Genomic DNA, 18,118 nt, shown 5'->3' on the forward strand with positions numbered 1-18,118 from the left:
ATAGAGAAAGGGCGTGGAGTGCGCTCCCGAGAGGGAGGCTCCACGCCCTTTTCTTGCTTATCGAGCTTGAGGCTCACACCGTGTACGGCTTTGCAGCCTTGATCACGATCGGGATTGCCTTCCCGTTAGGGGCGGTGTAATCGACCGTGTCGCCGGCCTTCGCGTTCACGATGGCGGCGCCGAGCGGGGACTCGGGCGAGTACACCTCGATGTCCTTGCCTTCGGCGATTTCACGGTTGCCGAGCACGAACGTGCGTTCCTTGCCGGCCATGGTGATGGTGACGAGCATGCCTGGCTCGACGATGCCGTCGTCTGCCGGGGTCTCGCCTACAACGGCGGTCTTGAGAAGGGCCTTGAGCTCGGTAATGCGAGCTTCGAGTTTGCCCTGCTCTTCGCGTGCGGCGTGATAGCCGCCGTTCTCTTTGAGGTCGCCCTCGTCGCGGGCGGCCGCGATGCGCTCAACGACCTCGCTGCGCCCGGGGCCCTCGAGGTGCTCGAGTTCCTTGACGAGGCGGTCGTAGGCGTCTTGAGTGAGCCAGGTGCCCTGGTTGGGTTCGCTCATGGTTCTCCTTGGAATCAAAAAAAATGCGGACCCCATGGCTCCATGGGCTCCGAATCCACGTCTGAGTGGTCATAAGAGTATAACGCGAGCGCGAGTAAAAAGGGGTGAGGCACGCGCCACAAGTCGACGGTATCCCCGCCTACTGCGCGGCCTCGCACCTCCTTACGATCGCGCTCACAGCCTTCCCTTGCGTCGTGATTTCGGCCCGATGGGTCGTGAGCCTTTCCGCTTGAGCAGGAATATGGACGACCGTATAGCCCACCTGTGCACGGACGGAGTTGAGGGCCTCGAGCGAGCAGTCGAGCGCGGTGCCGGGAGAGGCGTTGACCGAGAAGCTCACAGAAATTCGTGAGTCGTCGATGTGGGTGTAGGAAAGCGTATTGGCCTTGATCGGCTGTGAAGAGATGAATGCGAAGGCGACCCAAATGACCGTTGCGATGAATCCGACGGCGATTACGATCGTGCCCACAAGCGCAAAACGGTGTTTCTGAGGGGAATTTCTCACGCCGTAGCGTTCTTGAAGTGTGCGCTCGCGGGTACTCATGCCTACATTGTTTCACGTGTGTGAACTTTGCGTAATGACGACGGGGCGCTACCGCGCAGGCGTGGCGCCCGAGGATACGGGGGTGCCAAAGGCGGCGCTTGCACCGAGCGATGAGACCTTCAAGGCGCTCCTGAATCACGGTGGACACCCCGAAGCGGAAGTCGAGAAGAATCCCTGCCGCTTGCGGCTCATGGCTGTTCACGCCCACCCGGACGACGAGTCGTCGAAGGGGGCTGGGACGATGGCCCGCTATGTCGACGAGGGTGCCGAGGTGACCGTCGTGACCTGCACGGGTGGAGAGCGCGGAGACATCCTTAACCCGCGGCTGAAGGACGATCCCGAGGCAAATGCGGATCTGAGCGCGGTGCGTCATCGTGAAATGGATCGCGCACGCGAGATTCTCGGCATCAACCAGGTGTGGCTTGGCTACGTCGACTCGGGGCTCCCCGAAGGGGATCCGCTGCCCGCACTTCCCGACGGCTGCTTCGCCCTCATCGATCCCGAAGAGGCGGCGCGCCCCCTCGTGAAGCTCGTTCGTGAGCTGCGACCACACGTCATGCTCACATACGACGAAAACGGTGGCTACCCCCACCCCGACCACATTCACTCGCACAGGATCAGCATGCTCGCCTATGAACTTGCAGCTGATCCGAACTACATGCCTGAGCTCGGTGAGCCGTGGGCGGTCGCAAAGATTTACTACCAGCTTCTGTTCCCGCCGGCCCAGATGATCGCGTACGCGCGCTACATGCGTGAGCATGGGCTCGACAACCCGTTCGAGGCGCAAATGGAGTATTTCGAGGGCCTCGACCAGCGACCGATCACGACGCGAGTGAATGTTTCGAGGTATCTTGACGTGCGTGATGCCGCGCTTCTCGCGCATGCGACTCAGGTCGATCCGGACGGTTTCTTCTTCGCTGTCTCCAACGAAATTAAGCGCGAGGCGTGGCCCACCGAGGATTTTCAGTTGCGTCATTCGCGTATCGGCGTGACGCTTCCGGAATCCGACCTGTTCGAAGGGATCCGACAATGACTCTCGCGAATCTTTCAGCCGTGGCTATTCTCGCTGATGGTGCTCCGACGACGCCTCCTGGCTCGGGAGACATGACGACGGCGACGGTGACGCCGGGTCTGCCGGGCTTTGTCGTGTTTTTCGTGATGGCGATTGCGCTTGTGCTTCTTGCGCTCGATTTGTCGAGGCGCGTGCGGCGCTCGAGCGCCCGCGAAAACGTGCGTATTCGCATGGAGGAGGCTGAGCGTGCGGAACGCGAGGCCGCGGAGCCTCACGAAGAGGCGTAGCGCTTTAAACGACGGCGAGCCACACCGCGATCAGGTGGCACACGAAACCCACGACGGTGAAGGAATGGAAGATTTCGTGGAAGCCGAACCACGCCGGTGAGGGATTTGGTTTCTTAGTGCCGTAGACGATGGCACCGAGTGTGTAGGCAATACCGCCCGCGATGATGAGGGCGATGACGGCCGCGCCGCCACCTGCGTAAAGCTGAGGCATGTAGAAGATGGCAACCCAGCCGAGGGCGACGTAGGCGGGTACGTAGAGCCATCGCGGCGCGTTCGTCCACAGGAGCCTGAATGCTACGCCGATGAGCGCGCCGATCCAGCAGACCGTGAGTAGCACGGTCGCGTCGTGGGGGTTGAGCAGCGCGACTGCGAGAGGCGTGTATGTGCCAGCGATGATGAGGAAGATGTTCGCGTGGTCGAAACGTCTCAGCGCGAGAGTCCCCTGTACCGACCAGGTTCCGCGGTGGTAGGTCGCTGAGACGCCAAAGAGCATCCCCGCGGTGACGATGAAGACGACGGTTGCGAGACGCACCGCGAGCGACGAGCCGGTCGCGATCAGTAGCATGCCCGCGATCAGTGCGGAGGGGAAAGCCACGAGGTGGATAATTCCGCGCAGCTTCGGCTTTTTAGGGAGCGTGGGCAGGTGAATTCCGTACGCGCCAAGGAGCTCAGGAACGCTCGCCCCGTTGGCGGCGGTGGGCACCGCTTCGCCATTGGTGGGAGAGGTTCCGACGCTCGCTACGCTCTGCTGCGTGTTTCGCTGATCGGTGCTCATAACGGTAGCGTAACTTACGGTGGCGTAGGTGTCACGGGACGTCCACTTTTTTGACTCTTCCACGAATCTTTTGTGAAGGAGTCGTGGGAAATGTCGGGCATGCGCGCGTCGGCTGGGGCGCTCCTGCCACAATGGAAGGCGTGAATTCCTCGAGACCTGCCGACGCCACGCCGCACTCCGCACTTCCCGCGGGGTCCGTGCCGCGCCATGTCGGTATCATCCTCGATGGCAATCGTCGCTGGGCGAAAATGAGAGGGCTCGAGACTTACGAAGGTCATCGCGCCGGGGCAGCGATTATTCTCGAAGCGATCGAGTGGGCGCGCGAAAGTGGAATCGAAACGCTGACGCTGTGGCTCCTGTCGACCGATAACTTCCGTAGGCCCGACACTGAACTCGCGCAGCTTTTTGACATCATCGTCGACCTCGCGCGCGCGGTGGCACACATGGGGTTTCCGCTTCGCATCCTCGGAGCCGAAAACGTGCTCCCGGACTCTCTCGCCGCGCGACTCGCCGCACTTGATGCGCCGCAGAAACCTGCTGAGGCTTCCTCCACGACGTTCGAGGTGAATCTCGCGATCGGCTACGGCGGCAGGCGCGAGATAGTCGATGCGGTTCACTCCCTCATCGACGAGGAAATTGCCCGCGGGGGAGACCTCGCGAGCCTGCGCGACGCCGTGAGTGAAGCTGCCGTCGGAAACCACCTGTATACGGCTGGGCAAAGCGCCCCCGACCTGCTCATTCGCACCTCCGGAGAACAACGCCTTTCAGGCTTCCTGCTGTGGCAGTCCGTGCACTCAGAACTCGTGTTCTGTGAGGCGCTGTGGCCCGATTTCACTCGTGCCGACTTTGATGCGGCACTTGCGGAGTTCGCTCGCCGCGAGCGGCGTTTCGGGGCTTGATCGTCGCGGCGTCTCCCAACAAAGAGTTTCTCGGGTAACGCTTGGGTGAAGGCTAAGTGACCGTCGTGGATGAGCGGCGCGTCAGCCGATCGAAGAAGCCGAAAACGGTGCAAGGATCGAAGCGGTAGCCGGTCGTGGACGACCGGAAGGACTTCGAAAGCGAGAGACCATGAATGCGCCGCTTACCTATGTTCTCGATACGTCCGTTGTGCTGGCGGACCCACACTCGATCTTTCGATTCGCGGAGCACCACGTTGTGCTCCCTATCGTCGTGATCACCGAACTCGAAGGGAAGCGGCACCACTCCGAACTCGGCTATTTCGCCCGCCAATCTCTGCGCATCCTCGACGACCTGCGCGAAAAGCACGGCACGCTCGCCGAACCGTTGCCGATCGGGGACCAGGGCGGCACGGTACGCGTCGAACTCAACCACCAAAGCCCCGAAAACCTGCCCGACGGCTTCCGCCTCGGCGATAACGACACGAGGATCCTCTCCGTCGCGAAAAACCTGCAGGTGGAGGGTGCCGAGGTCATTCTCGTCTCGAAAGACCTTCCCATGCGGATCAAGGCGAGTGCATCGGGGCTCAAGGCTGAGGAGTACCGTGCAGAACTCGCACGCGACCGCGCTTACACGGGCATCACCTCCGCCGACATCACCGAGGAGCAGATGGCGGCGCTGTGGAGTGATGAGGGCGGTGCCCGCCATACGGGTATCGAGATCCCCCAGCTCGCCGATCTCGGCGTCCACACGGGTCTCAAGCTCACGTCCCCGCGCGGCTCGGCCCTCGGGCGCGTCCTGCCAAACGGCAACGTGCGTCTCGTTCCGGGAGACGGAAACGTTTTCGGTGTGACTGGCAGAAGCGCAGAGCAGCGCATCGCCATCGACCTGCTACTCGACGACGAACTGTCCATCGTGAGCCTCGGTGGCCGCGCCGGCACAGGCAAGTCCGCTCTCGCGCTATGCGCGGGCCTCGAAGCGGTTCTCGAAAAACGCCACCAGCGCAAGATCATGGTGTTCAGGCCCCTGTACGCGGTAGGCGGTCAGGAACTCGGCTACCTTCCCGGGGATCACGACGACAAGATGGGGCCCTGGGCGCAAGCGGTGTTCGACACGCTCGGGTCGATGGTCTCCAACGCCGTGGTCGACGAAGTCCTCGGCCGTGGACTGCTCGAAGTGCTGCCGCTTACCCACATCCGCGGCCGCTCCCTCCACGATGCCTTCGTCATCGTTGATGAAGCGCAGTCGCTCGAGCGCAACGTCCTGCTCACGATGCTCTCGCGCATCGGCCAGAACTCCCGGGTCGTGCTCACGCACGACGTTGCGCAGCGTGACAACCTGCGCGTCGGGCGGTACGACGGAGTCGCCTCCGTGATCGAAGCCCTCAAAGGCAACGAGCTCTTCGCGCACGTGACGCTCCAACGCTCCGAACGCTCCAAGGTCGCCGAACTCGTCACGCGAGTCCTCGACGCGCCAATCGCGTAAACGGCGCCCCTACTCGCCCCGAGGGGCAGGGGGAGCGGTCATCGTTAACACGTCGAGCGCGGAATCGAGCTGCTCCTTGGTGAGCTCACCGCGCTCGACGTAACCGAGTGCGATAGCCGCTTCGCGGACTGAAACGCGGTTCGCAACCGAATACTTCGCGATCGCGGCCGCATTCTCGTAGCCGATCAGCCTATTGAGAGGCGTCACGACCGAGGGAGAGGCCTCCGCAAAGAACCGTGCTCGCTCCTCATTCGCACGGATTCCTTCGATCGTCTTCGTCGCGAGGACGCGCACGGAGTTCGATAGGAGAGAGATCGACTCGAGAAGCGCCGTTCCCATCAGCGGGATCTGAACGTTCAGTTCGAACGCACCCTGCGCTCCGCCCCACGCGATCGCCGCATCATTGCCGACAACGCGTGCACACACCATGAGCACCGCCTCGGGAATAACCGGATTGACCTTCCCGGGCATGATCGAACTGCCCGGCTGGAGATCGGGCAGCGCGATTTCGCCAAGTCCCGTGTTGGGGCCCGATCCCATCCATCGAAGGTCATTGCAGATCTTCGTGAGAGAGACCGCGAGTGTGCGCATCGCCCCGCTCATTTCGACGAGGGAGTCGCGCGCCGACTGCGCTTCGAAGTGATTGCGCGCCTCCGCGAGCGGGAGGCCAGTGCGCTCGCGGAGGAGCTCAATGACTCGCGAGGCGAAACCCGCGGGGGTATTAATGCCGGTTCCCACGGCAGTCCCGCCGAGGGGCAGCTCGGCGGTGCGGCCGATTGCGGCCTCGACGCGTTCAATCCCGTAGCGTACCTGCGCGGCAAAACCACCGAATTCCTGGCCGAGGGTGACGGGGGTAGCGTCCATCAGGTGCGTGCGGCCGCTCTTGACGACCCCCGCAAATTCGCGTTCTTTGCGCTCGAGCGCGCTCGCGAGCGACTCGAGGGCCGGTATGAGGAGAGTCGTGACATCGCGTGTCACGGCGAGATGCACGGCTGTGGGGAAGGTGTCGTTGCTCGATTGCGAAGCATTGACGTGGTCGTTCGGGTGCACCGGACGTTCGTCCGTGCTCGCGAGATGCGCGAGCACCTCGTTCATGTTCATGTTCGAGCTCGTGCCGGAACCCGTTTGGTACACGTCGATCGGGAACTGTGCATCGAACTCGCCTTCGCTGACGCGCTCGGCGGCCCGGGCGATGGCTCCGGCGCGCTCCTCGTCGAGAACGCCGAGTTCGGCGTTCGCAAGGGCAGCGGCGCGCTTGACCTCCGCGAGCGCGTGAATGTTCGACGGGGCGAGAGGGCGATGGGAGATGGGGAAGTTTTCCACTGCGCGCTGGGTTTGCGCACCGTAGAGCGCCGAAACGGGAACTCGCACCTCACCCATGGTGTCGTGTTCGATGCGGAAATCTTCGGTGCCAGTCATGTCAGTCCTCCGTGGATGTAAGCGTGCAGCGATCAGCGATCTCGCGCGTCCACGGCGGATTCGCGCCCGCGCGGGACACTGTCACGGATGCGAGGAGCGCGGCGTGCGCGAGGATATCCTTGATGGCCGTACCCTCGAGCGCGCTGATCTTCTCGCGGCCTGAAGCTCCGAGGAGCCCCTTGCGCGAGAGTGCATCGAGGAGGCCGGCCGAGAATGTGTCTCCCGCTCCAACCGTGTCGGTGACGTCGACGCGGACGCCCGGAATGTCGAATCGCCCCTGCGCCGTGAACGCCGTCGCGCCCTTCTCGCCTCGCGTAATCACCGCGAGCTTCACGCCTCTGCGAAGCCATGATTGCGCAGCCTGGTCGATCTCGGTCGTTTCATACAGCCACTCGAGGTCTTCGTCTGAGGCCTTCACGATGTCGGCGAGCGCGATGTTCTCCTCGATCGGTTCGCGCGCGATCGAGGGATCTCCCATGAGGGTGGGGCGCGCGTTCGGATCGTAGGAGATGAGGGCGCTCTCGCGAAGCGAAGCCACGACCGTGCGGAGGGTATCGGCGCCTGGCTCGAGTGTCGCGGCGATCGAGCTGGTGTGCACCGCATCGACCTTTGCGGGCAGTCCTCGTGGATCGGGGTCCCACGTGATGTCGAAGTCGTATGAAGCCGCGCCACCTTCGCCGATCGTCGCGGCCGCAGTCGAGGTGTGAGCCCCAGGCCTTACCGAACCGGGGGTGAGCGAGACGTTCGAGGATTCAACATGCTGCACAATGGCGCGCCCGCGCTCGTCATCGCCAATGTGGGTGAGCAGGTGCGAGGTGTGGCCGAGTCGGCCGAGGGCGACGGCCACGTTCATGGGGGACCCACCCGGGAGCTCGGCCCTAGGAGCGTCGGTGCGGATTACGATGTCTGTCAGCGCTTCGCCGATCGTTAGATAGGTACTCACGCCAGTATTGTTTCAGATCACAGCGGGGGCTGCATGGTCCTCAGTCACGGCGCGCGACGCTTCGGAATTTGGAACAATGGCGGTATGGCCGAATCTCACGAGAGACCGCAGCGGAAAAAGCGCGAGCTGCCCACGAAGAAAAACACCTCGGTACGGAACCTTGTGTGGGCGATCGGGCTGAACCTCATTGTGGTGGCTATTGCCGCGGTTGTCATCGTCGGGCTCGGACGGAACGATCGTGATACGGCCGCCTCCGCGCGTTCACATGTCAATGTGGGCGAAAGCGCGGCGCGTGCGAGTGAGTCACTCGGCTTTCGCGCGGCCGACGTCGAGCCGGAAGGGTTTACGGTGCGTGAGGCGAAAATGTCGACGGCCGAGCCGGCCTACTGGGAGGTGCGCTACACCTCGCCCTCCAGTGAGCTTGCGACACTTCTGCAATCCCGTGCCGACTTCTCCTCTCTTGCGTCGCGAGTGCGCGGTACCGCAAGGCAGGCGGACTACCTAGAATTCGGCGGCACCGAGTGTGCGAAACTCGACATTGAGGTTCAATCGACCAAACCGAAGGGCAAGGAAGGTGAGGCCGTATCGGGTCTCGTCTGCTCAGCCCAGGACACAACGCTTATTGTCTACGGGGCCGGTGACGGTGCCGAGCACACAACGCTCATGCGAGCAGCCCTCGACCGTGTCAACAAGTGAGGAACCATGAACACCAACTCCCACCGTCCGCCGCGCGGTAGTGCCGACGCCACCGAAAAGCTCGATGCGCCGCTTGGTGCAGACCCCACCGAGGTCCTCGCGCCTGTCGCGAGTCCCGACCCAACTGCGTCAACGCCCACCGCGAGGCCCGCGCGCACGTCTGCGCCCGGGCCTGCCGCCGCCTCGACGCCGGTAGTGGCCCCGGAGAGGCAGAGCCGGCAACGCCCGCGCTCAGCAACCGCCCCCGTCGTCATCGTGCTTGGCCTCGTCGCCTCCGCGCTCCTCGCAATTTTTGCCTGGGGAGGCATTTTCTCGACCGCCCAGCTCGCGTGCGTGATCGCAGGTGCAGCGCTGTTTGCGCTCACGGGCATCGTCGCGGTGCGCACGTGCACAACAACGGGCGCCCTCGTCGCTGCGTGGATCCTCGCCTTTGTTCTCCTGTTCGCCCCGCTTCTCGTGTGGATCGTTGTGCAGGGGGGAGCGGCCGTCACGAGCACGCTCATCTTCGGGGCGATCGGCATGTGGGTTTCAGGCGTTGCCGTCGTCGCTCTCGTGGTGGCCGTTCTCGGCACGTACCTTCACGCACGCGCGGCAGCGCGGTAAGAGATCCGCGCTGCCGCGATACGCACTCCTATCCGTGGCGCCATAGCGCCCCGAGTGCGGTGTGTGCGTGGGGCTCAGTGCGTCGTGCCCTCAACCGTGGCCACATCGCTCGCATTCTCAGCGATCGCGCGGATCGCTGCGGTGAGCCCCTTCGTGATCGTCTCCGTGGAAAGCGAGGGCTGACCAGGCTTGCCCACGGTCTGCTCGGGGATGAACGGCACGTGCACAAAGCCACCGCGGGTGCCCTTCGGGCCCTCGGTTGCGAGGTGGTGCAGAACGCCGTACATGATGTGGTTGCACACGAAGGTCCCCGCCGAGTTCGAGACCGAGGCGGGAACGCCTGCGTCGCGAATCGCCGCGGCCATCGCCTTGATCGGCAGAGTCGCGAAGTACGCCGACGGTGCCCCGTCAACCACGGGCTCATCAATGGGCTGATTGCCGTCGTTATCGGGGATGCGCGCATCGTCGATGTTGATCGCGACGCGCTCTGGGGTGATGTCGAAGCGCCCGCCAGCCTGGCCGACACAGAGCACGGCGCTCGGCTGGTGCTTCTCGATCGCTGCCGTCGCCGTCTCGATGGCTTTGCCGAACACTGTGGGCACTTCGACCGTGATGACCTCTTCTCCCGCGATTTCGGCGGGGAGTGCCTTCACGGCTTCGAGCGCGGGGTTGATCTTCTCCCCGCCAAACGGGTCAAATGCGGTCACAAGGATTGACATGGTGTTCCTCCAATTAGAACGCGAGGGTGTACATGAGCACGATGTGCACAAGCAAAAGTAGCGTGGCAGTCACGGCTTGAGACTTGATGACCCCGTACTTGTCTTTCATCTCGAGCAAGACCGCGGGAACCACGTTGAAGTTGGCGGCCATGGGGGTCAGGAGTGTGCCGCAGTAGCCTGCGGTCAGGCCGAGCGCTGCCACGATGATCGGGTTTCCACCCTGCGCGACGACGAACGGGATACCGATGCCGACGGTAATCACGGAGAACGCTGCGAAGCCGTTGCCCATGATCACGGTGAACAGGGCCATCCCCACGCAGTAGGCGATGACGCCGATGAGGGGATTGTGCGCAGGAATGACCTTGGCGACGGTGTTCGCGATGACCTCGCCCACACCCGCGGCGGTGAACACCGCGCCGAGCGCTGCGAGAAGTTGGGGCAGGATCCCCACCGGCCCGACGTCCATCGTGAGGCGCGCACCATCGACTGCCACGAACTTTGCGGGCGCCTTCGTGACGACGAGCCCCACGACGGTGGCGAGCACGGCGCCGGTCCCCACCGCGAGGTAGGTGGGCATCTCGAGTTTCTGGTACACGGTTGCCGCGACGAGCGCGAAAACAGCGAGGGACAGCGCAGGAATAAAGACCTTGTAGCCGAGTTTCGAAGCGCGTTCCTCAATGTGCGCGGGGTCGGGGCGATCCACCGCGGCGGGCTTTACACCCCACACGGCGGTGATCGTGGCAAGCACAATGACGCAGATGCCGATGAGCCACGCCGGTACCCAAGGACCGGCGATAAACGCGAACGCGAGAATGAACCAGAAGGATGCCGCCGGGATGCGGTTCTTGAGTGCGGCATCTTTCCCGCACAGGCCGCCTGTGATCGCGAAGATCACGCCGACGAGGATGAAGAAGAATTCGCCGATCACGATATCGGGGGTCATGCCTTCACGCTCCCTTCAGTGCCGGCCGATGCAGTGCCGGAGGTCGATTCGGTGCGAAGGCGGCGGTCGAGAAGGAAGTTGCGCACGACGCCGAAGATCATTGTCGCGATCGCGACGGGAATCGACCACAGTGCCACCGAGAGCGGGGTGACCTGGGTGTAGCCCTGCTCCGCCATTGTCGACACGATGAGCAGAACGCCCGGTGCACCGAGGAACAGGTTCTGCGCGAAGAAGTTGCCGAAGTTATCGGCAGCGGCGGAGGCGCCCTTAATCGAGTCGCGCTGCTTCTCGGTGATCGAGCCGAACTTCGCCTCGGCAGCGCCCTCAGCCATCGGTGAAATGAGCGGGCGCACGAACTGCGGGTGGCCGCCGAGTTGAACCGAGAATGCGATCGCGACCGCGCGAATCAGCTGGTAGAGCGAAAGGACAGTGCCGGTCGTCGCGTTCTTGACGGATCCGATGAGGTCCACGGCTTTTTGTTTGAGGCCGTAGCGCTCACAGATGCCGACGACGGGCAGGGTCAGGATAAACAACGTAGCAACGCGCTGATCGGTGAACGACTGGCCGAGAAGGGTCAGCAGTTCCATAGGGCTCAGCCCAGCCACGAGGCCAGTAACCAGACCGGCTACGACCACGACGGCAAGCGTGTCTCGTTTGAGCACGAAGCCCACCACGATAATCACGATGCCGATGAGCTTCAGGTACTCCATGAGTAGCCTTTCTCATAACGGTAAGTAAGTGTGCGCAGTCACTCTAGTCGTTACAAAACGGTGACGTCGAGTCGTGCACAGGCGTGAGACGCCCACGGCGGCTCTACTCTCGCTCGGTAACCTCGTCATCGGTCTGCCGTTGACGGTCCGTCGCACGGTCGAGTCGTTCGCGTGCGCCGTCAAGCCACTCGTCGCATCGCCGTGCGAGAAGCTCGCTGCGCTCCCACAGCGCGATTGATTCCTCGAGCCCGCTCTGGTTGCGCTCGAGGGTCTGCACGATCGAGAACAGTTGGTCGCGCGCTTCCTCGTAGCCGAGCGCCTGAATATCCTCGGGCAGCTGCTGCGGTTCGCTAGTGGTGTCTTCGCTTTCCATGGCTTTTTCCTTCACAGTTCGTTATTCCTCGCCGAGGGAGGTCGCTGCTAGGCGGCCGCCTGCGAGCCTGATTGATACGCGAGTACCCTCGGGTGCTTCGCTCGGGTCGGTGAGCGCGGCTCCATTCGTGCTTTGCACGACCGCGTAGCCGCGCTCGAGTGTATGCAGTGGTGAGAGCGCCCGGGCTTGATCGGCGAGGGCCCGCACGCGCTCACTGGCGCGGTCGAGGGCAATCGCAATGGTTGCGCGAGCCGAGGCAATCGCGCCATCGATCACTTGCGCGTGGCTGTCGATCATCGTGTGCGGCTGTGCGAATGCGGGGCGGGCTCGGACAGTGGCAAGTGCTTCCCGCTCCCGCTCGAGACGCGAGGAGAGCGCCGCGTGCGAGCGACGGCGTGCATCGCCCAACTGCGCGCGTTCGAGGACCATATCGGGAACAACGCTCTTCGCGGCGTCGGTGGGGGTCGATGCGCGATAGTCGGCGACGAGGTCGAGTAGCGGCGTGTCGATCTCGTGTCCAATGGCCGACACGATAGGGGTACGAGCGGCCGCGGCGAGGCGAACGAGGGATTCATCCGAGAACGGGAGAAGATCCTCGAGTGAGCCACCGCCGCGGGAAATGATGATGACGTCTACGTCCTCGCGCGCGTCGAGCTCACGCAGTGCTTCGCTGACTTCGCCGACGGCGCGTGTGCCCTGAACGGCGACTTCGCGCGTCTCGAACCTCACCGCCGGCCAGCGCTTCTCGGCATTGACGATGACGTCGCGCTCCGCCGCAGATTTACGTCCGCAAATGAGCCCGATCGTGCGGGGGAGGAACGGGAGGGGTTTCTTGCGCTCCGGGGCGAAAAGCCCCTCGTCGTGGAGGGCCCTCTTGAGACGCTCGAGGCGCTGGAGCAGATCGCCGATTCCTACCGCGCGGATATCGGCGGCTTCAAGTTGGAGCGTTCCACGCCGCCCCCAGAACGTCGGCTTGCACTGCACCACCACTTCGCTGCCCTGCTGCGGTTCGAGGGGCAGGCGCGCAAACGCGCTCGCACGCATCGATACCGAGAAGCTCGCATCCATGTCGGTATCGCGGAGAGTCATGAATACGAGTGCGCCTTTGCCCCGGCTGACCTGCACCAGTTCGCCGCGCACCCACACGACACTCATGCGGTTCACGTAATCGCGCACCTTCTGGCTGAGCAGCCCCACGGGCCAAGGGCGCTCCGCGGTCGTTTCCGCCGCCGTCGCCGGCAGCGCTGGGGGCTCTCCTCCCTCGAGTGCGTTCATGTGGTGTAGGTCCACGCCTCTTTCGTGCATGTCTCTACTGTGCCAGACCATCCTCGGCTTGCGTGGGCTCCGCCCAACGCTGTGGGTAACCAAAGCACTACAAAGGGCCGACGCCACCCTCTTTCGGGTAGCGCCGGCCTTCGGGAAGCGCCCGCTCAGGCGGGGCTTATGGCGATCAGCGCGAGACGCGGCGCGAGCGGAGAACCGCGGCGCCACCCGCGACGAGCGCGAGACCCGCCGCGAGAATGCCCATCACCTCGGCACCCGTGCGGGGGAGCCCCGTCGAGTGCTCCTTAGCGCCAGTGGCGGTGGAAGCGTCGGACCCGTGCGAGCCCTCGCCCGGATGCCCCTTGCCAGAACCGGCGTTGCCGGTGTTGCCCGTGCTGCCGGTTTCAGTCTCGCCGGGCTCGCCGCCCTCGCCGGGCTTGCCGCCCTCGCCGGGCTTGCCGCCCTCGCCGGGCTTGCCGCCCTCGCCGGGCTTGACCGTGCCGTCTGGGTCGACTGTCGTGCCGTCATCCTGGCCGCACTCGGTCTTCGTCACAGAGGCGTTGCGCACCTCGCTGTAGTGCTTCGCGCCGTACGGGTCGGTCGTGAGCGTGTACCACGAGAACTCGCCCTCGGGCAGGTCGCTCGCGGGGACGCTCACGGTGTCGCCGGAGGCAACGCTGTCTTTGTGACCGAATTCCTTGGTCGTGAGAACGTCGATGCGAGCTTCGGCGGTCGTGAGGGTCTTCTTCTCGGGCGTGAGGCCAAGATCGCCGTAGCTCACCTCGAACTCCTGGTCGATCGGCTCGAAGCTCGGATCCTCTGAGTCATAGTCCTTGAGCGACGGCGAGTAGGTGCGCACGATCATGCGGCCCTTTTCGTTGTCGAAGTGCATGAGGCGGAGGTAGCCGAGGCCACCCTCGGCGAGGCCCTGGTAGTCGAACAGCATCTGAGTTACGGTGCGGTCCGGGGTGCCGTCGCCGTTGTCATCGAATTTATCCACGCGCGTGTGAGCGTCGTGGTAGTGGCCGCTCATGACCGCGCGCACGTTCGGGTTGGTCGCGATGACTTCGTCGTAGATCCGCTGCGGGATCGGGCCGAGGCCGCCGGTCGTGAGCATGTACTCGTGAAGCTCGATGAAGGCGATGCGCTCCGGGTATTTCTTGAGCACCTCGTTCATCCACTCGATCTCTTCATCGCCCGGGCCCCATCCCATGTACAGGACGATGTAGTCCTGGCCCCCGGCGCTGATGAGGTCGTAGTGGCCGCGGTTGTCCTTGTAGCTACCGCCGTACCAAGGGTTGCTCTCATAGCGCTTCTCGCCGAAGTACTTGCTGTACTTCGAGTAGTCGCCCGCCTGGTGGTAAACGTCGTGGTTGCCTGCGAGCACGCCGTAGGGGAGTTTCGCGTCATCGAGAGCCTTGTAGGTCTCGTCGGCGCGCTTCCACCCCTCATCGTTCGGGAACTTATCGACGATGTCGCCCGTGTGGAACAGGTACTGCAGGTTCATCTTCTCGCGCACGCGCAGGAGGTAGTCGTGGATCGCGCGCTGGTGGTGGTAGATCTTCGCATCGTCGTTGTAGTACTGCGTGTCGGTCTCCCACGCGAACGTGTAGTCGTAGTCCGAACGCGGGGTGTCGTCGGCGTGCTCGCCGGGCTCCGCTCCCGCACGATTGGAGAGGTCTGCACCGGCGTATCCAACACCCTGCTGAACGAGAGCTTTGATCTCGCCATCCACGTTGTGATCCTTGAGCGGGACGATCGCTTCGAGCTTCGCCTCGCCAGATTCGCTATCCGTGAGGAGCGACTGGGATTCTTCCCAGCTGTTCGTCTTGGTGTTCCACACGAGAAGACGCACGCGCTGTCCCTTGTTTGAGGCACCGGTCCAGCTCACGCGAACTTCCGAGTCTTCGCCTGCGCCCTTGGGCACGGCGGTCGAGAACTCGTGGAAGGGAAGTGCCGAACCCGCGGTCGTCATCTCACCCGCCTTGAGCGCATCGCCCTTGCGGTCTGCTTGATCGGCGTCGTGGACGCTTCCCGCAGTGCCCGCGAGCGTACCTTCGCTAAGCGAGGTCGAGTAGCCCTCACGGAAGGAGACCGAGAGGTCATCCTTGCTGGGGTCTGTCGCGGTCGCCGAGAGCGAATCGTCTACGCACACGTTCAGGCCCGCGCCATCCGCCGTATCAAGGGTGGCCGACGGTTGCTCGACGGGCGTCGTGAACGTGATCGTCTTTTTCGACTCGTTACCGAGCTTGTCCGTCGAGACGATCGTTAGCGTGTGCGTGCCCGCCGCGAGGGTAAGCGAGGAGAACTTCGTGCCTGATGCGACCTTCTCGCCGTCAAAGGTCGCAGACGTGCTCGCGACGCCGGAACCGGCATCGGTCGCCTCGAAGTCCACGGTGAACTCGCCGCGCTGCTCGGAGCCATCCTCAATCGAGGACGTGATCGTCGGGGCAGTGTTGTCAACGATGACGGTCGTCTCAACAGTGTCGCCGGCCGCATTCCTACCGAGAACCTTGTGTTCGCCGTCAGCGACCTTGGTGGTGTCCCACTGGTAGGCGTTCGCGGTGAATGCATCGTCCGGGATCGAGAACGTCGCGTTGAGAATCTCGACCTTCCCCTTCGAATCGCCCATGTTAATGATCTGGGTGGGATCGCTGACCGGGACCGTTGTGCCTTCCGCGCCCGGGTAGTCGGCCGCGCGCAAGGTGCGCCCGTCCGGAAGGATGAGGCGTGCGTTGCGGGCATTGAAGTCGTCGTTGTTTTCGTCCGGGTCGATGCCGGGCTTTGCCTTGGTGCCCGCCGCGACGTCAACCTGGAGTGACTCGCCCTTCGTGACGTACTTGAGCGGGATATCGGCGGTCACGGTTTCCCAGTTCTCGTAGAAACCCTTGTCGAAGATCGTGAGGATCTCGTCCTTGACGAGCACTCCGTTGCGGAAGAACGCATCGGTTTGCGTGGCGTCGATGGCGAAGACGGGCTCCTTCTCGAGCGAGGGAATATCCGCGTTGACCTCGGTCCCGTCAACGGCAAGCGTGCGAGTGTCGTTCTCGTTATCGCTCGCAACCGAGAGGCGGGTCGTGCCGCTCACGTACTGCTTTTCCGAGACGTTAAGGCGAACCGGGCCTTGCTCGGCCCCGTCGACCGCAACGCGAGTCACCGGAATATTGGCGATGTTGGTGCCGTCGGAGGCCTCAACCGAGTACTCGAAGTACTTCTTCCCCGTGAGGTCCGCCTGGGGGATCGTGAGGGTGAAGGTGCCATCCTCGTTCGCGAGGAGGTCCTTGACCATCGGCTTATCGTCGGTGTTCGACTGGAGGGAGACGGTGAGGCGACGAACCTGGACGTTATCGGTCGCCTTGACCGTGATCTGGGCGTCCTTTGTCGGGTCGAGGGACTTTGCGGTCTGATCCACCAGAGCTGGCTTTTCGGTGTCCTCGTTGAGCTTCACGAGCTTCGAGGGAACCTTCGCGGGAGCCGCCTGTCCAGGCGTCGCTTTCGAGATCTCTCCGATCTCGCTCACCTGGAAGTTTTCGGGATTGACCGCGTAGTGAATGCCCTGATCTGCCTGGGTGTCGTCGCGTCCGTCCTCGTTGTAGAAGACGCGGCTTACGGTCTGGCCCGTGCGGGTCTGAATCTCCATGCCGCGAAGCGAGCCGTTGGCCATGCCGCCCACGTGGGACTCGACAAGGGTGAGGCTATTTGTGTCAACACCGTAGTGCTTGGCGAAGTCTTCGACGGTCTTGTCGTCGTTGTGGCCGTTCTTGATCCACACGACCACCGTGCCGCCGGGCTCGACGACCTTATCGGCAGGCTCCATGGGCCACACGGCCTGGTTGCCCATTTTCCGGCCCTCACCGGGGTATTGATAGGCGACCTGGTAGTCAGCGAGGCTGATCGGCTTGGTAGTGGGGTTGTAGATTTCAATGAATTCGTAGCCGTCGCCCTCGCCGGTGTTGGTGGAATCGGGAACGAGCTCGGTAATGAGGAGCTGGCCGACGGTCGTATCGGCCGCCGGGCCGGGGACGTCTTCGGTGGGGGCGGGCTCAGCCGGCTTCTCGGGCTGAGGCTCTGCACCGCGGTTCTCGAGCTGCTTCGGGTCAACCTTGCCAGCGGTGGGAGCAGCCGGGCCCTCGAGAACTTCGAGGCTCTTGGTGTTCGCGTCGGCAGGGGTACGGAACTGTGCGGACTTGCCCTCAGCGACCGAGCCTTTCGGGTAGAACGAGCGCGAGACTTCGGCGCCGTTCGAGTCGAGAACGCGAATGCCGCGGTTGCCGCCGTTCGCCATACCCGACTGGCCGGTGATGCGCTCGACGCGCGCGTTCGGATCCATGCCCCACTGTGTGCGGAACTCTTCGACGGTGTGCGCGGCCGAATCGACCTTGCCGTCATCGCTCGTGTAGCTCAGCCACAGGGTCACGGTCTCTCCGGCGGCCAGTTCGATCGGCTTCTCGGGTGCGAGGGCAACGTCCTTTGCGGTGTTAGTGCTGTCCTCGTAGATGTAGGCGAGCGAGTAGCCGCCCTTACCGATCGTGAGGGATTTGTCGGTCGTGTTCGTGACCTCGACGAATTCGTAGTGGTCGTCGCTCGCGTTGTTCGGGGCGATCTCGGTGACGACGAGCGGCCAGGTGCTCGCTGGAGCTGCCTGGGCGGCGTTCATCGTTGAGGGGGTGATGCCGGCGGGGACGATTGCGGGGCTCGCGACAAGAGTCAAGCCGAGTGCCGCTGCGGCGAGGGATTTGGAGTAAATGGCGGGAGTGCGGCGCGTGCCGCGCGACTGAGGAGTCATGCCCTTCACTTTCGCTAAGTGCCTGTTGGGAATTTGCGGGGAAGCGCCCTCCAAATTGCTCCGGAACATTAACAAATCAGTAAAGCAACGGTTGTTATTTG

17 protein-coding genes are annotated in these 18,118 nt (G+C 63.5%); 6 read left to right on the forward strand and 11 right to left on the reverse strand.

Translation table 11 applies throughout. The features are described from left to right. Positions 1 to 73: 73 nt before the first annotated feature. Positions 74 to 562 (reverse strand): transcription elongation factor GreA, encoded by a 489-nt coding sequence (gene greA, locus DEHOM01_RS01285; RefSeq protein WP_061211139.1) that lies wholly within the window; start codon positions 560 to 562, stop codon positions 74 to 76. A 139-nt stretch (positions 563 to 701) separates the two neighbouring features. Next, positions 702 to 1,106: a DUF4307 domain-containing protein gene (locus DEHOM01_RS01290; protein WP_061211140.1), complete on the reverse strand. Its 405-nt coding sequence runs from the start codon at positions 1,104 to 1,106 to the stop codon at positions 702 to 704. 34 nt (positions 1,107 to 1,140) lie between these two features. Between DEHOM01_RS01290 and mca the strand changes: the two genes are divergently transcribed. Then, positions 1,141 to 2,139 carry a mycothiol conjugate amidase Mca gene (mca, locus tag DEHOM01_RS01295; RefSeq protein WP_082738627.1) on the forward strand — a complete coding sequence of 333 codons (999 nt, stop codon included), beginning with the start codon at positions 1,141 to 1,143 and terminating at the stop codon, positions 2,137 to 2,139. Further along, the gene (locus tag DEHOM01_RS01300; protein ID WP_061211141.1) at positions 2,136 to 2,405 is read left to right on the forward strand and encodes a hypothetical protein; all 270 of its coding nucleotides are present in this window, start codon (positions 2,136 to 2,138) and stop codon (positions 2,403 to 2,405) included. Before mca ends, DEHOM01_RS01300 begins: the two co-directional genes overlap by 4 nt. Positions 2,406 to 2,409: 4 nt before the next feature. Here the strand turns inward: DEHOM01_RS01300 and trhA are convergent, their stop codons facing one another. After that, on the reverse strand, positions 2,410 to 3,180 hold the full coding sequence (trhA, locus tag DEHOM01_RS01305; RefSeq protein WP_236621880.1) for a PAQR family membrane homeostasis protein TrhA: 771 nt from the start codon (positions 3,178 to 3,180) through the stop codon (positions 2,410 to 2,412). A 131-nt stretch (positions 3,181 to 3,311) separates the two neighbouring features. Here trhA and uppS point away from each other — a divergent pair, with 131 nt between their 5' ends. Then, a complete protein-coding gene (gene uppS / locus DEHOM01_RS01310; RefSeq protein ID WP_061211373.1) occupies positions 3,312 to 4,079 on the forward strand; it encodes a polyprenyl diphosphate synthase in 768 nt (255 codons plus the stop codon). 169 nt (positions 4,080 to 4,248) lie between these two features. Then, positions 4,249 to 5,562: an RNA 5'-3' helicase PhoH2 gene (phoH2, locus tag DEHOM01_RS01315; protein ID WP_061211142.1), complete on the forward strand. Its 1,314-nt coding sequence runs from the start codon at positions 4,249 to 4,251 to the stop codon at positions 5,560 to 5,562. A 9-nt stretch (positions 5,563 to 5,571) separates the two neighbouring features. Here the strand turns inward: phoH2 and DEHOM01_RS01320 are convergent, their stop codons facing one another. Both DEHOM01_RS01320 and DEHOM01_RS01325 read right to left on the reverse strand, forming a co-directional pair. Next, entirely contained in the window at positions 5,572 to 6,981 is a 1,410-nt protein-coding gene (locus DEHOM01_RS01320; RefSeq protein WP_061211143.1) for a class II fumarate hydratase, read from the reverse strand. Between the two features lies 1 nt (position 6,982). Further along, a complete protein-coding gene (locus tag DEHOM01_RS01325) occupies positions 6,983 to 7,924 on the reverse strand; it encodes a carbohydrate kinase family protein (RefSeq protein WP_061211144.1) in 942 nt (313 codons plus the stop codon). A gap of 84 nt (positions 7,925 to 8,008) precedes the next feature. Here DEHOM01_RS01325 and DEHOM01_RS01330 point away from each other — a divergent pair, with 84 nt between their 5' ends. Then, positions 8,009 to 8,620 carry a DUF4245 family protein gene (locus DEHOM01_RS01330; protein ID WP_061211145.1) on the forward strand — a complete coding sequence of 204 codons (612 nt, stop codon included), beginning with the start codon at positions 8,009 to 8,011 and terminating at the stop codon, positions 8,618 to 8,620. A 6-nt stretch (positions 8,621 to 8,626) separates the two neighbouring features. Continuing rightward, positions 8,627 to 9,223: a hypothetical protein gene (locus tag DEHOM01_RS01335; RefSeq protein ID WP_061211146.1), complete on the forward strand. Its 597-nt coding sequence runs from the start codon at positions 8,627 to 8,629 to the stop codon at positions 9,221 to 9,223. Positions 9,224 to 9,297: 74 nt separating this feature from the next. Here DEHOM01_RS01335 and pcp read toward each other — a convergent pair whose 3' ends face one another. The 6 genes from pcp to DEHOM01_RS01365 form a co-directional block, all read right to left on the reverse strand. Next, complete coding sequence (gene pcp / locus DEHOM01_RS01340) at positions 9,298 to 9,942, reverse strand: pyroglutamyl-peptidase I (protein ID WP_061211147.1); 645 nt, start codon at positions 9,940 to 9,942, stop codon at positions 9,298 to 9,300. A gap of 13 nt (positions 9,943 to 9,955) precedes the next feature. Continuing rightward, positions 9,956 to 10,885 carry a DUF979 domain-containing protein gene (locus DEHOM01_RS01345; protein ID WP_061211148.1) on the reverse strand — a complete coding sequence of 310 codons (930 nt, stop codon included), beginning with the start codon at positions 10,883 to 10,885 and terminating at the stop codon, positions 9,956 to 9,958. After that, on the reverse strand, positions 10,882 to 11,595 hold the full coding sequence (locus tag DEHOM01_RS01350; RefSeq protein ID WP_061211149.1) for a DUF969 domain-containing protein: 714 nt from the start codon (positions 11,593 to 11,595) through the stop codon (positions 10,882 to 10,884). Before DEHOM01_RS01350 ends, DEHOM01_RS01345 begins: the two co-directional genes overlap by 4 nt. 103 nt (positions 11,596 to 11,698) lie before the next feature. Next, a complete protein-coding gene (locus DEHOM01_RS01355) occupies positions 11,699 to 11,968 on the reverse strand; it encodes an exodeoxyribonuclease VII small subunit (RefSeq protein WP_061211150.1) in 270 nt (89 codons plus the stop codon). Positions 11,969 to 11,989: 21 nt separating this feature from the next. Further along, the gene (xseA, locus tag DEHOM01_RS01360; protein WP_061211151.1) at positions 11,990 to 13,243 is read right to left on the reverse strand and encodes an exodeoxyribonuclease VII large subunit; all 1,254 of its coding nucleotides are present in this window, start codon (positions 13,241 to 13,243) and stop codon (positions 11,990 to 11,992) included. Between the two features lie 175 nt (positions 13,244 to 13,418). After that, positions 13,419 to 18,017, reverse strand: a complete 4,599-nt coding sequence (locus tag DEHOM01_RS01365) for a lamin tail domain-containing protein (RefSeq protein ID WP_061211152.1) — start codon at positions 18,015 to 18,017, stop codon at positions 13,419 to 13,421. Between the last annotated feature and the right edge of the window lie 101 nt (positions 18,018 to 18,118).

The sequence above is a fragment of the Dermabacter hominis NBRC 106157 genome (genome assembly GCF_001570785.1).
In the GTDB taxonomy this organism is placed as follows: domain Bacteria; phylum Actinomycetota; class Actinomycetes; order Actinomycetales; family Dermabacteraceae; genus Dermabacter; species Dermabacter hominis.

Bases quoted from the DNA above. Each gene is read 5' to 3' on its own strand.
- greA (WP_061211139.1), bottom strand. From the start codon at position 562: ATGAGCGAACCCAACCAGGGCACCTGGCTCACTCAAGACGCCTACGAC.
- pcp (WP_061211147.1), bottom strand. From the start codon at position 9,942: ATGTCAATCCTTGTGACCGCATTTGACCCGTTTGGCGGGGAGAAGATC.
- xseA (WP_061211151.1), bottom strand. From the start codon at position 13,243: ATGAACGCACTCGAGGGAGGAGAGCCCCCAGCGCTGCCGGCGACGGCG.
- DEHOM01_RS01350 (WP_061211149.1), bottom strand. From the start codon at position 11,595: ATGGAGTACCTGAAGCTCATCGGCATCGTGATTATCGTGGTGGGCTTC.
- trhA (WP_236621880.1), bottom strand. From the start codon at position 3,180: ATGAGCACCGATCAGCGAAACACGCAGCAGAGCGTAGCGAGCGTCGGA.
- DEHOM01_RS01290 (WP_061211140.1), bottom strand. From the start codon at position 1,106: ATGAGTACCCGCGAGCGCACACTTCAAGAACGCTACGGCGTGAGAAAT.
- phoH2 (WP_061211142.1), top strand. From the start codon at position 4,249: ATGAATGCGCCGCTTACCTATGTTCTCGATACGTCCGTTGTGCTGGCG.
- mca (WP_082738627.1), top strand. From the start codon at position 1,141: ATGACGACGGGGCGCTACCGCGCAGGCGTGGCGCCCGAGGATACGGGG.
- DEHOM01_RS01355 (WP_061211150.1), bottom strand. From the start codon at position 11,968: ATGGAAAGCGAAGACACCACTAGCGAACCGCAGCAGCTGCCCGAGGAT.
- DEHOM01_RS01365 (WP_061211152.1), bottom strand. From the start codon at position 18,017: ATGACTCCTCAGTCGCGCGGCACGCGCCGCACTCCCGCCATTTACTCC.
- DEHOM01_RS01320 (WP_061211143.1), bottom strand. From the start codon at position 6,981: ATGACTGGCACCGAAGATTTCCGCATCGAACACGACACCATGGGTGAG.
- DEHOM01_RS01345 (WP_061211148.1), bottom strand. From the start codon at position 10,885: ATGACCCCCGATATCGTGATCGGCGAATTCTTCTTCATCCTCGTCGGC.
- DEHOM01_RS01330 (WP_061211145.1), top strand. From the start codon at position 8,009: ATGGCCGAATCTCACGAGAGACCGCAGCGGAAAAAGCGCGAGCTGCCC.
- uppS (WP_061211373.1), top strand. From the start codon at position 3,312: ATGGAAGGCGTGAATTCCTCGAGACCTGCCGACGCCACGCCGCACTCC.
- DEHOM01_RS01335 (WP_061211146.1), top strand. From the start codon at position 8,627: ATGAACACCAACTCCCACCGTCCGCCGCGCGGTAGTGCCGACGCCACC.
- DEHOM01_RS01300 (WP_061211141.1), top strand. From the start codon at position 2,136: ATGACTCTCGCGAATCTTTCAGCCGTGGCTATTCTCGCTGATGGTGCT.